Source organism: Brachybacterium sp. sponge (assembly GCF_001613775.1).
GTDB lineage: Bacteria > Actinomycetota > Actinomycetes > Actinomycetales > Dermabacteraceae > Brachybacterium > Brachybacterium conglomeratum.
Window position 1 is genome coordinate 1,577,322 of record NZ_LRMP01000001.1, and the last position, 13,271, is coordinate 1,590,592.

Here is a 13,271-nt window from a genome sequence, read left to right on the forward strand (position 1 = left end):
CCGCGGCATCGGGGCGCAGCGCCGGCACGATCCCTGCGCGAGGCTCTGAGGAATCGCCTCTGACATGGCCCGACACCCCGCCACGGGCCCCGCCTGCTTGACTGCGGGACGATTTCCGTCCACACTTTTTCCCGTACGGGGCTGATCCTGCCGCACGCGCCCGGTGTGATGACACCGCCGGGCCGGTCGAGACAGACGGGCAGGACGCGCCGACGAGAACCCCGCGCCAGGCATATAGCGGCCGACGCGGATGGAGGAGCCTCTTCGGGGGCCTTGTCTCCATCCGCGATTTTGTGTATGCTTGGTCCTTGCGCTGCGCGTCTCCCGTGGGTTCCGTCGCCTGACCTCGACATCGTCTGCTCCACCGCCCGACGGGTGTTCGCCGCGCCTGGGATTCCGTCATCGGCCTGTGGAAGGACCCCCCTTTGGCTGCCTCGAGCACCGATCGCACCACCGACATCGCACTTCGCACCGCCTCCCCTCGCGTCACCTTCGCGAAGCTCGGCGACCCTCTCGAGGTCCCGGATCTGCTGAGTCTGCAGACCACCTCGTTCGACTGGTTGCTGGGCAACGAGCGCTGGCAGGAGCGTGCGGCCGAGGCCGCCGCCGCCGGCCGTGAGGACGTGCCGCAGACCTCCGGTCTCGCGGACATCCTCGAGGAGATCTCCCCGATCGAGGACTTCGCCGGCAACATGTCGCTGTCGTTCCGCGACCACACCTTCGACGACCCGAAGTACACGGTCGAGGAGTGCAAGGAGAAGGACCTCACCTACGCGGCTCCGCTGTACGTCATCGCGGAGTTCATGAACAACGAGACCGGTGAGATCAAGACCCAGACGGTCTTCATGGGCGAGTTCCCGCTCATGACCGACAAGGGCACCTTTATCATCAACGGCACCGAGCGCGTCGTCGTCTCGCAGCTCGTCCGCTCCCCGGGCGTGTACTTCGAGGAGTCGATCGACAAGACCTCGGACAAGCACATCTTCTCCGCCAAGGTCATCCCCTCGCGCGGCGCCTGGCTCGAGTTCGAGGTCGACAAGCGCGACCAGGTCGGCGTGCGCATCGACCGCAAGCGCAAGCAGTCCGTCACGACCCTGCTCCAGGCCCTCGGCATGTCCCACAGCGACATCCTCGAGGAGTTCGGCGAGTTCGAGTCGATGCGCTCCACCCTCGAGAAGGACCGCATCGCCTCCCAGGACGAGGCCCTCATCGACATCTACCGCAAGCAGCGCCCGGGCGAACCGCCCACGCGCGATGCGGGCGAGGCGATGCTGAACAACCTCTACTTCAACGCCAAGCGCTACGACCTGGCGAAGGTCGGCCGCTACAAGATCGGCAAGAAGCTCGGCCTCGAGGGCAGCCTCTCCGAGTCGACCCTGCGCCTGCAGGACATCGTCGCGACCATCAAGTACATCGTCGCCCTGCACGACGGCGTCTCCGAGTACACGAGCGTCGACGACCGTCCGGTGCGCGTCGAGACCGACGACATCGACCACTTCGGCAACCGTCGCATCCGCGCCGTCGGCGAGCTGATCCAGAACCAGGTCCGCACGGGCCTGTCCCGCATGGAGCGCGTCGTCCGCGAGCGCATGACCACGCAGGACGTCGAGGCGATCACCCCGCTGACGCTGATCAACATCCGTCCGGTCACCGCGGCGATCAAGGAGTTCTTCGGAACCTCCCAGCTCTCGCAGTTCATGGACCAGAACAACCCGCTGTCGGGCCTGACCCACAAGCGTCGCCTCTCGGCGCTCGGCCCGGGCGGCCTCTCCCGCGACCGTGCGGGCATGGAGGTCCGTGACGTCCACCCGAGCCACTACGGCCGCATGTGCCCGATCGAGACCCCCGAGGGTCCGAACATCGGCCTGATCGGCTCGCTGGCGACCTTCGCCCGCATCAACCCCTTCGGCTTCGTGGAGACCCCGTACCGCAAGGTCGTCGACTCCGTCGTGACCGACGAGATCGTCTACCTCACCGCGGACGACGAGGATCGCCACATCATCGCCCAGGCGAACGCGAAGATCGACGAGGACGGCCACTTCCTCGCCGACGAGGTGCTCGTGCGCCTCCCCGGCGGCGAGCCCGACCTCGTGCCGATCTCGGACGTGGACTACATGGACGTCTCCGCACGTCAGATGGTCTCCGTCGCGACCGCGATGATCCCCTTCCTCGAGCACGACGACGCCAACCGTGCGCTCATGGGCTCGAACATGCAGCGCCAGGCCGTGCCGCTGCTGCGCTCCGAGATGCCGCTGGTCGGCACCGGCATGGAGCGTCGCGCCGCGGTGGACGCGGGCGACGTGGTCGTCGCGCAGAAGGGCGGCGTCATCGAGGAGCTCTCGGCGGACCTCATCATGGTCATGGCCGACGACGGCACCCGTCAGACCTACCCGATCGGGAAGTTCCAGCGCTCCAACGCCGGCAACTCCTACAACCAGCGCGTCCTCTTCGACGAGGGCGACCGCGTCGAGGCCGGCTCCATCCTGGCCGACGGCCCCTCGACCGACCAGGGCGAGCTCGCCATCGGCAAGAACCTGCTGGTCGCGTTCATGTCGTGGGAGGGCCACAACTACGAGGACGGCATCATCCTGTCCTCGCGCATGGTCCAGGACGACGTCCTCACCTCGATCCACATCGAGGAGCACGAGGTCGACGCCCGCGACACCAAGCTCGGCAAGGAGGAGATCACCCGGGACATCCCGAACGTCGGCGACGACGTGCTGGCCGATCTCGACGAGCGCGGCATCATCCGCATCGGCGCCGAGGTCGAGCCGGGCGACATCCTGGTCGGCAAGGTGACCCCGAAGGGCGAGACCGAGCTGACCCCGGAGGAGCGCCTGCTGCGCGCGATCTTCGGCGAGAAGGCCCGCGAGGTGCGCGACACCTCGCTGCGCGTCCCGCACGGCGAGTCCGGCACCGTCATCGGCGTGCGCGTCTTCACCGACGACGAGGACGGGGACATCCTCCCCACCGGCGTCAACGAGATGGTCCGCGTCTACGTGGCCCAGAAGCGCAAGATCACTGACGGCGACAAGCTCGCCGGCCGCCACGGCAACAAGGGCGTCATCGCGAAGATCCTGCCGGTCGAGGACATGCCGTTCCTGGAGGACGGCACCCCGATCGACATCATCCTCAACCCGATGGGCGTGCCCGGCCGAATGAACATCGGCCAGGTCATGGAGACCCACCTCGGCTGGGTCGCGAAGTCCGGCTGGGAGCTCGATCCCGAGGACCCGACCGCCGCGGACCTGCCCGAGTCCGCGCTGCACGGCGAGCCCGGCACCCCGGTCGCGGTCCCGGTCTTCGACGGCCTCACGGCCGACGAGGTCACCGGCCTGATCGCCAACCACCTGCCCAACCGCGACGGCGAGCGGATGGTCAAGGAGAACGGCAAGGCGCGCCTGTTCGACGGCCGCTCCGGCGAGCCGTTCCCGGACCCGATCTCCGTGGGCTACATGTACATGCTGAAGCTCCACCACCTGGTGGACGACAAGCTGCACGCCCGCTCGACCGGTCCGTACTCGATGATCACGCAGCAGCCGCTGGGCGGTAAGGCCCAGTTCGGCGGCCAGCGCTTCGGCGAGATGGAGGTGTGGGCCCTGGAGGCCTACGGCGCCGCCTACGCCCTGCAGGAGCTGCTGACCATCAAGTCCGACGACATCTCGGGCCGCGTGAAGGTGTACGAGGCGATCGTCAAGGGCGAGAACATCCCCGAGCCCGGGATCCCGGAGTCCTTCCGCGTGCTGCTCAAGGAGATGCAGTCGTTGTGCCTGAACGTGGAGGTGCTGTCCAGCGACGGCACCGCCCAGGAGGTCCAGGAGAGCGACGAGGAGGTCTTCCGCGCCGCGGAGGAGCTCGGCATCGACCTGTCCCGCCGACCCCACGAGGGCGTCGGCTCCATCGAAGAGGTCTGACGGACGGGGGACCGGGAGGTCCCGTCGGCCGCCCCGCGCCGCCGACGACCCTCCCGGCCCCGCCCTCGACCCCCGTTCCCTCAGACACCACGACTTCCGATCGAGAGAAGGACACCTGTGCTCGACGTCAACACCTTCGATGAGCTGCGCATCGGCCTCGCGACCGCCGATGACATCCGCGGCTGGTCCCACGGCGAGGTCAAGAAGCCCGAGACCATCAACTACCGCACCCTGAAGCCCGAGATGGACGGCCTGTTCTGCGAGCGCATCTTCGGTCCCACCCGGGACTGGGAGTGCTATTGCGGCAAGTACAAGCGCGTCCGCTTCAAGGGCATCGTCTGCGAGCGTTGCGGCGTGGAGGTCACCAAGTCCTCCGTGCGCCGTGAGCGCATGGGCCACGTGGAGCTCGCGGCCCCCGTCACCCACATCTGGTACTTCAAGGGCGTGCCGAGCCGTCTCGGCTACCTGCTGGACCTGGCCCCGAAGGATCTCGAGAAGATCATCTACTTCGCGGCGTACATGATCACCGACGTGGACGAGCAGGCCCGCCACGACGACATGCCCGATCTGCAGGCCCGCTTCGACCTCGAGGTCAAGGAGCTCGAGAACGAGCGCGACGCCGCGATCAACCAGCGCGCCGTCACCGCGGAGAAGGACCTCGCCCAGCTCGAGGAGGAGGGCGCCAAGGCCGACGCGAAGCGCAAGGTCCGCGACTCCTCCGAGCGCGAGCAGGCCCAGATCCGCAAGAAGTACGACGCGGAGGTCGACCGCATCACCCGCGTGTGGGAGCGCTTCAAGACCCTCAAGGTCGCCGACCTCGAGGGCGACGAGCAGCTCTACCGCGCGATGAAGCTGCGCTACGGCACCTACTTCGAGGGCGGCATGGGCGCCGAGGCGATCCAGCGTCGTCTCGCCGACTTCGACCTCGAGGCCGAGGCGGAGACGCTGCGCGAGGTCATCGCCACCGGCAAGGGACAGAAGAAGGCCCGTGCGCTCAAGCGCCTCAAGGTCGTCTCCGCCTTCCTCACCACCACCAACTCGCCCGTCGGCATGGTGCTGGACGCGGTCCCGGTCATCCCGCCGGACCTGCGCCCGATGGTGCAGCTGGACGGCGGCCGCTTCGCGACCTCCGACCTCAACGACCTGTACCGTCGCGTGATCAACCGCAACAACCGCCTCAAGCGGCTGCTGGATCTCGGCGCCCCCGAGATCATCGTGAACAACGAGAAGCGCATGCTGCAGGAGTCGGTCGACTCGCTGTTCGACAACGGCCGTCGCGGCCGCCCGGTCACGGGCCCCGGCAACCGTCCGCTGAAGTCGCTCTCCGACATGCTCAAGGGCAAGCAGGGCCGCTTCCGTCAGAACCTGCTGGGCAAGCGCGTGGACTACTCCGCCCGCTCCGTGATCGTGAACGGCCCGCAGCTGAAGCTGCACCAGTGCGGTCTGCCCAAGGGCATGGCGCTGGAGCTGTTCAAGCCCTTCGTCATGAAGCGCCTGGTCGAGCTCAGCCACGCCCAGAACGTCAAGGCCGCCAAGCGCATGGTCGAGCGCGCCCGCCCCGAGGTCTGGGACGTGCTCGAGGAGGTCATCACCGAGCACCCGGTGCTGCTGAACCGTGCGCCGACCCTGCACCGCCTGGGCATCCAGGCCTTCGAGCCGCAGCTCGTCGAGGGCAAGGCGATCCACCTGCACCCGCTGGTGTGCGCCGCCTTCAACGCGGACTTCGACGGCGACCAGATGGCCGTGCACCTGCCGCTGTCGGCGGAGGCGCAGGCCGAGGCCCGTATCCTGATGCTGTCCTCGAACAACATCCTCAAGCCGTCCGACGGCCGTCCGGTCACCATGCCCGCCCAGGACATGATCATCGGCCTGTACCACATCACCACGGTGCGCGAGGACGTCGAGGGCGCGGGTCGCTCCTTCTCCTCCGTGGCCGAGGCGATCATGGCCTTCGACCGCGGCGAGCTGCACCTGAACGCGCCCGTCTCCCTCCGCTTCGAGGACATCGTCCCGCCGAGCGACTGGGAGGCCCCCGAGGGCTGGACCGAGGGCGACCCGATCACCCTGACCACCACCCTCGGCGCGGTGTACTTCAACGAGACGCTGCCGGAGGACTTCCCCTTCGTGCAGGGCCAGGTCGGCAAGAAGCGCCTGGGCGGGATCGTCAACGCCCTCGCCGAGCGCTACGACAAGGGCCAGGTCGCCGCGTCCCTCGACGCGCTGAAGGCCTACGGCTTCTCGTGGTCCACCCGCTCGGGCGCGTCCTTCGCGCTGTCCGACGTGGTGACCCCGCCCGGCAAGGCGGAGATCATCGCGAAGCACGAGGCGAAGGCCGCCCAGGTCCAGGAGAACCGCGACCTCGGCCTCATCTCCGAGTCCGAGCGCAACGCGGAGCTCATCGACATCTGGACCGAGGCGACCAACGAGGTCGACCAGGCGATGCGGGCGAACTTCGAGTCGACCAACACCATCTACCGCATGGTGGACTCCGGCGCCCGAGGCAACTGGATGCAGATCCGCCAGATCGCCGGCATGCGGGGCCTGGTGACCAACCCGAAGGGCGAGATCATCCCGCGCCCGATCCTCTCCAACTACAAGGAGGGGCTCTCGGTCCTGGAGTACTTCGTCGCCTCGCACGGCTCCCGCAAGGGCCTGGCGGACACGGCGCTGAAGACCGCCCAGTCGGGCTACCTGACCCGTCGTCTGGTCGACGTCTCCCAGGACGTCATCGTCCGCGAGGACGACTGCGGCACCACCAAGGGCCTCGTGCTCCCGATCGCGGTCGAGGAGGGCGGCGTGCTGCGTACGCACGAGCACGCCGAGTCCACGGTCTACGGCCGTGTCCTCGCGACCGCCGCGATCGGCGCCGACGGCACCGAGGCGGCGCCGGCGGGCACCGAGCTCGGCGACGCGGTCATCGAGCAGCTCGTCGAGGCGGGCGTGCGCGAGGTGAAGATCCGCTCCGTGCTGACCTGCGACTCGGCGGTGGGCACCTGCGCCCAGTGCTACGGCAAGTCGCTCGCGACCGGCCAGCTGGTCGACATCGGCGAGGCCGTCGGCATCGTCGCGGCCCAGTCCATCGGCGAGCCCGGCACGCAGCTGACCATGCGTACCTTCCACTCCGGTGGTGTGGCCAGCGCCGACGGCGACATCACGCACGGTCTGCCGCGTGTGCAGGAGCTGTTCGAGGCCCGCACCCCGGCCGGCTTCGCGCCGATCTCCGAGTTCTCCGGCCGCGCCGCGATCGAGGAGAACGACAAGCAGCGTCGGATCACGGTCACGCCGGACGACGGCTCGGACGAGGTCACCTACACCGTCTCCAAGCGCGTCACCCTGCTGATCGCCGACGGCGACCACATCGAGGTCGGCCAGCAGCTCACCCAGGGCTCCGTCGACCCCAAGCAGGTGCTGCGCATCCTCGGCCCCCGCAAGGTGCAGCAGCACCTCGTGGATGAGGTCCAGAAGGTGTACATCTCCCAGGGCGTGGACATCCACGCCAAGCACATCGAGGTCATCGTGCGCCAGATGCTCCGTCGCGTGACGGTTATCGAGTCCGGCGACACCGGTCTGCTGCCGGGCGACTTCGCCGAGCGCGTCACCTTCGAGCGCGAGAACCGTCGGGTCCTCTCCGAGGGCGGCCAGCCGGCCTCGGGCCGTCCGGAGCTGATGGGCATCACCAAGGCGTCGCTCGCGACCGAGTCGTGGCTCTCGGCGGCCTCCTTCCAGGAGACCACCCGGGTGCTCACCGAGGCCGCCCTGAACCGCAAGAGCGATCAGCTCATGGGGCTCAAGGAGAACGTCATCATCGGCAAGCTCATCCCGGCGGGCACCGGCCTGTCGCGGTTCCGCCGCATCGCGGTCGAGCCCACCGAGGAGGCGAAGGCGCAGATGTACCAGGTGCCGGGCTACGACGAGCTGGACTTCTCCGGCTTCGGCCAGACCGGCGCGGTCAACCTCGACGACATCGACTACGCCGATCCCTTCCGCACCGACTTCCGGTGAGCGGAGCAGCGGTGAGCGGGTGCTGAGCGCCCTCTGACCGAGAACGCCGCGGGGCGGTCCCACCACACGGTGGGGCCGCCCCGCGGCGTTCCTGCGTCCTGCGGGCGTCCTGCGGAGGAAACGCCCTCCGAGGGACCGTCGGGAGGGCGGGGGAGTGGTCTGCGTCGCGCCGAAGAGGCCTCTGACCGGGCCCGGCGTGATCTGTCGGACGCGGAGGTTCACGAGAGAGTAAAGGCCTCGTGGGCCCCAGCCCAAAGTCCGGTTTCACCCCTTACGTCAGGTGGAGAAGAACGGAAGAGTGGCACCCGGCAGTTCCCACGCGACCTTTCCTGCAGCACCTCCCCGCGCCCGCGGGGGTGTGCGCGTGCCGGAGCTGCAGATCCCGCCCGGCGGGATCCGATGCTCAGGGAACGACACGTGAAGGCCGCGGACGCGGCAGGGAAAAGGTGGAACAGTGAAGAAGACTCCGTGGATCGTCGGCGCGGCGACCGTGTGCGTGGTGGCCGTCGGCGGCGGCGGCACCGCCTTCGCGATGTCGAACGAGGCCCAGATCACCGCCTACGGCGAGGAGACCGCGGTCCGCATCTTCTCCCAGCCCACCGTCGGCGACCTGCTCGCCGCCCAGGGCATCGAGGTCAAGGACACCGACCTGGTGACCCCGGGCCTCGAGGAGCTCGTCACCGACGGCATGGACATCCAGGTCGTCCAGCGCACCCCCGTCACCGTCTCCATCGACGGCGAGGAGCAGGAGCTGCTGACCACCGGTGACACCGTCGCCGACGCGCTCGCGGAGACCGAGTACAAGGCCGAGGGCGCCGCGATCAGCCCCGCCCCCGAGACGTCCCTCGAGGACGCCGACGGCGAGGTCTCCGTGGTCACCCGCAAGACCGTCACCTTCGTCGGCCAGTACGGCCAGGACACCTTCGAGGTCACCGCCCTCACCGTGGGCGAGGCGATGAAGAAGGTCCTCGGCGATGTCGAGGACACCGACACCTCCGACGTCCCGCTCGACACCGTCCTCGAGGACGGCGCGACCCACGAGGTCCACCGCGTCCGCGAGAAGGAGCGCAAGGAGACCGAGGAGATCCCCTTCGAGACGAAGACCGTCGAGGACGACTCGCTCGCCGAGGGCACCACCAAGACCACCACCGAGGGCAAGGCCGGCTCGACCGAGAAGGTCTACACCGACACCGTCGTGGACGGCGAGGTCACCGAGTCCGAGCTCGTCTCGGAGAAGGTCGTCTCCGAGCCCGTCACCGAGGTCGTCGCCAAGGGCACCAAGCCCGCCCCCGAGCCCGAGCCCGAGGCCGAGGTCGAGGAGGAGCAGGCCGCTCCCGCCGCCCAGGAGGCTCCGAAGACCGAGAAGCGCGAGTCCGACACCAAGTCGAACCGCAGCTCCGAGCGCGAGTCCACCGAGTCCACCGAGGAGAAGTCCTCGGAGTCCGGCAACACCGGCGCCTCCGCCCCCGCCGCCGCGTCGGGCGGCGTGTGGGACCGCCTCGCCCAGTGCGAGTCCGGCGGCAACTGGTCGATCAACACCGGCAACGGCTTCTCCGGCGGCCTGCAGTTCACCAAGTCGACCTGGCTCGCCTTCGGCGGCGGCAAGTACGCCCCGGTCGCCCACCAGGCCACCCGCGAGCAGCAGATCGACATCGCCAAGAAGGTCCAGGCCGGCCAGGGCTGGGGCGCCTGGCCCGCATGCACCTCGAAGCTCGGCATCCGCTGATCGACGTACTGCGAGGAACGAGCGGTAGGAGATCAGCGCGAGAGCGCAGCTGATCGAGACCCCTCTTACGCCACGAGCGCGCCGCATCTGCGGCGCGCTCGTCGCGTTCCGCGCGTACCCTGCCCCTTCACCTCGATGCAAGTTCCCGGCCACATGCCGTCATGTGATCTGCGTCGGATGCGACCCGAAGCTTTGACCCCATCGTGCGCGCCTCAGTAGAATCGAGTCCGCGTCCGGAGTGCCCTCTGGTCGTGACCGGGACAGAATCGCCGCTCCTCGGAGCCGGCGGGAGGCGTCCCCCGCGAGGAGCGGATCCTCGCGGCGTGCCCGAAAGCGGGAAGTCGGCCTGGCCCGGCCGCTGCCCGTGGGCACCGATCACGGTCCTCCAGGACGCCCGGCAGGTGCCATCACCTGACGGGCGGGTCGAACCGAGCTCCCGGGCCAAGGGAGCGGCGGATCGGGTCGCCGGCCGTGCGAACGGTCGAAGAAGTCGATCCAGCGGGACGAACAGTCCCGATGGCCGAACAGGAAGAGAAGCTGTGCCCACTATTCAGCAGTTGGTGCGCAAGGGGCGGGACGCCCGGTCGTCCGCCTCGAAGACGCCCGCGCTCAAGGGTTCGCCCCAGCGCCGCGGTGTCTGCACGCGCGTCTACACCCAGACCCCCAAGAAGCCGAACTCCGCGCTGCGCAAGATCGCGCGTGTGAAGCTGTCGACCGGCCTCGAGGTCACCGCCTACATCCCCGGTGAGGGTCACAACCTGCAGGAGCACTCGATCGTGCTCGTCCGCGGCGGCCGTGTGAAGGACCTGCCCGGTGTCCGCTACAAGATCGTGCGAGGCGCCCTGGACACCCAGGCCGTCAAGGGCCGCCAGCAGGCGCGCTCCCGCTACGGCGCGAAGAAGGAGAAGAAGTAATGCCTCGTAAGGGCCCCGCTCCCAAGCGCCAGCTCGTCGTCGACCCGGTCTACGGCTCGCCGATCGTCACCCAGCTCATCAACAAGATCCTCCTGGACGGGAAGAAGACCGTCGCCGAGGGGATCGTCTACGGTGCGCTCGAGGGCGCCCGTGAGAAGAACGGCCAGGACCCGGTCGTGACCCTGAAGAAGGCGCTGGACAACATCCGTCCGTCGCTCGAGGTCCGCTCCCGCCGCGTCGGCGGTGCGACCTACCAGGTCCCGATCGAGGTCAAGCCCGGTCGCTCGACCACGCTCGCGCTGCGCTGGCTGGTCAGCTACTCCCGCGCCCGCCGCGAGAACACCATGACCGAGCGTCTGATGAACGAGATCCTCGACGCCTCCAACGGCCTCGGTGCCGCTGTGAAGCGCCGCGAGGACACTCACAAGATGGCCGAGTCGAACCGCGCCTTCGCTCACTACCGCTGGTGAGAGCACGGTGGGGTCCACCCTCGCGGGTGGGCCCCACCGATCGCCGTCCGGCGGCTCCTGCAGCACCCGTTCTCCAGAAAGGCACAAGCCCGTGGCACTCGAAGTGCTCAGCGACCTGAACAAGGTCCGCAACATCGGCATCATGGCTCACATCGATGCCGGCAAGACCACCACGACCGAGCGCATCCTCTTCTACACCGGCGTGAACTACAAGATGGGCGAGACCCACGACGGCGCCGGCACGATGGACTGGATGGAGCAGGAGAAGGAGCGCGGCATCACGATCACGTCGGCCGCGACGACCTGCTACTGGCACGACAACCAGATCAACATCATCGACACCCCCGGGCACGTCGACTTCACCGTCGAGGTGGAGCGCTCGCTCCGCGTGCTCGACGGCGCCGTCGCGGTGTTCGACGGCAAGGAGGGCGTGGAGCCCCAGTCGGAGACCGTCTGGCGCCAGGCCGACAAGTACGACGTCCCGCGCATCTGCTTCGTCAACAAGATGGACAAGCTGGGTGCCGACTTCTTCTTCACCGTGAAGACGATCATCGAGCGCCTCGGTGCGAAGCCGCTGGTCATGCAGGTCCCGATCGGTGCGGAGAACGACTTCACCGGTGTGGTCGACCTCGTCGAGATGAAGGCCTACGACTGGCCCGAGACGCTCGAGGAGGACATGGCCGCGATCAACTCGAAGAAGGGTGATCCCTCGCTCGGCCAGTGGCAGCGCGAGATCCCGATCCCGGAGGACCTCCGGGAGACGGTCGAGGAATACCGCAGCAAGCTCGTCGAGGACGTCGCCGAGAGCTCCGAGGAGCTCATGGACAAGTACCTCGAGGAGGGCGACCTCAGCGTCGACGAGCTCAAGGCCGGCATCCGCCACCTGACCGTCAACTCCGAGGCCTACCCCGTCTTCTGCGGCACCGCCTTCAAGAACAAGGGCGTCCAGCCCATGCTCAACGGCGTCATCGACTACCTGCCCTCGCCGCTCGACGTGCCCGACATGGTCGGCCACAAGCCGGGCGACGAGTCGGTCGAGCTGACCCGCGCCGCGGACTGGGACGCGCCCTTCTCCGGCCTCGCGTTCAAGGTCGCCGCGCACCCGTTCTTCGGGTCGCTGACCTACGTCCGCGTCTACTCGGGCCAGGTCAAGCAGGGCGAGCAGATCCTCAACGCCACCACCGGCAAGAAGGAGCGCGTCGGCAAGCTCTTCCAGATGCACTCCAACAAGGAGAACCCTGTGGACGAGGCCTTCGCCGGCCACATCTACGCGTTCATCGGCCTGAAGGACACCACCACCGGTGACACCCTGACCGATTCGGCGAACCCGATCCAGCTGGAGTCCATGAGCTTCCCGGAGCCCGTGATCTCGGTGGCCATCGAGCCGAAGACCAAGAGCGACCAGGAGAAGCTCGGCGTCGCCATCCAGAAGCTCGCCAAGGAGGACCCGACCTTCCAGGTGGAGCTCGACGAGGAGACCGGCCAGACGGTCATCCGCGGCATGGGCGAGCTGCACCTCGACGTCCTCGTGGACCGCATGCGCCGCGAGTTCAACGTCGAGGCGAACATCGGCAAGCCGCAGGTCGCCTACCGCGAGACGATCAAGCGCGTCGTGGAGAAGTACGACTTCACCCACAAGAAGCAGACCGGCGGCTCCGGCCAGTTCGCGAAGGTGCAGATCACCTTCGGCCCGCTGACCGATGCCGAGGACGGCGTGTTCTACGAGTTCGAGAACAAGGTCACCGGCGGCCGCATCCCGCGCGAGTACATCCCGAGCGTGGACGCGGGCATCCAGGACGCCCTGCAGTCGGGCATCCTCGCCGGCTACCCGGTCGTGAACGTGAAGGCCTCCCTGATCGACGGCGCGTACCACGACGTCGACTCCTCGGAGATGGCCTTCAAGATCGCCGGCTCCATGGCCGCCAAGGAGGCCCTGCGCAAGGCGCAGCCGGTCATCCTCGAGCCGCTCATGGACGTCGAGGTCCGTACTCCGGAGGAGTACATGGGAGATGTCATCGGCGACCTGAACTCGCGTCGCGGGCAGGTGCAGTCGATGGAGGACGCGAGCGGGGTCAAGATCGTCCGTGCTCTCGTCCCGCTGTCGGAGATGTTCGGCTACGTCGGTGACCTGCGGTCCAAGACCCAGGGTCGTGCGATGTACACGATGCAGTTCCACAGCTACGCGGAGGTCCCGTCCAGCATCGCGGACGAGATCGTCGCGAAGACCCGGGGCGAGTGAGAGGCC

6 protein-coding genes are annotated in these 13,271 nt (G+C 68.2%); all 6 read left to right on the top strand.

The window, feature by feature from the left end; all coding sequences use genetic code 11:
* The first annotated feature begins 425 nt into the window (after positions 1-425).
* Positions 426-3,914, top strand: coding sequence for a DNA-directed RNA polymerase subunit beta (rpoB, locus tag A4A78_RS06920; RefSeq protein ID WP_062947592.1), 3,489 nt, complete (start codon positions 426-428; stop codon positions 3,912-3,914).
* Positions 3,915-4,031: 117 nt separating this feature from the next.
* Positions 4,032-7,916, top strand: coding sequence for a DNA-directed RNA polymerase subunit beta' (locus A4A78_RS06925; protein WP_062947593.1), 3,885 nt, complete (start codon positions 4,032-4,034; stop codon positions 7,914-7,916).
* A 454-nt stretch (positions 7,917-8,370) separates the two neighbouring features.
* Positions 8,371-9,642, top strand: coding sequence for a resuscitation-promoting factor (locus A4A78_RS18295; protein WP_062947594.1), 1,272 nt, complete (start codon positions 8,371-8,373; stop codon positions 9,640-9,642).
* Positions 9,643-10,181: 539 nt separating this feature from the next.
* Positions 10,182-10,556: a 30S ribosomal protein S12 gene (rpsL, locus tag A4A78_RS06935; protein ID WP_010550342.1), complete on the top strand. Its 375-nt coding sequence runs from the start codon at positions 10,182-10,184 to the stop codon at positions 10,554-10,556.
* A complete protein-coding gene (gene rpsG / locus A4A78_RS06940) occupies positions 10,556-11,026 on the top strand; it encodes a 30S ribosomal protein S7 (protein ID WP_010550341.1) in 471 nt (156 codons plus the stop codon). The genes rpsL and rpsG overlap by 1 nt, the downstream gene beginning before the upstream one ends.
* A 91-nt stretch (positions 11,027-11,117) precedes the next feature.
* Positions 11,118-13,265, top strand: coding sequence for an elongation factor G (gene fusA / locus A4A78_RS06945; RefSeq protein ID WP_062947595.1), 2,148 nt, complete (start codon positions 11,118-11,120; stop codon positions 13,263-13,265).
* Positions 13,266-13,271: the final 6 nt, after the last annotated feature.

Coding starts and splice junctions, on each gene's coding strand:
- rpsG (WP_010550341.1), top strand. CDS start 10,556: ATGCCTCGTAAGGGCCCCGCTCCCAAGCGCCAGCTCGTCGTCGACCCG.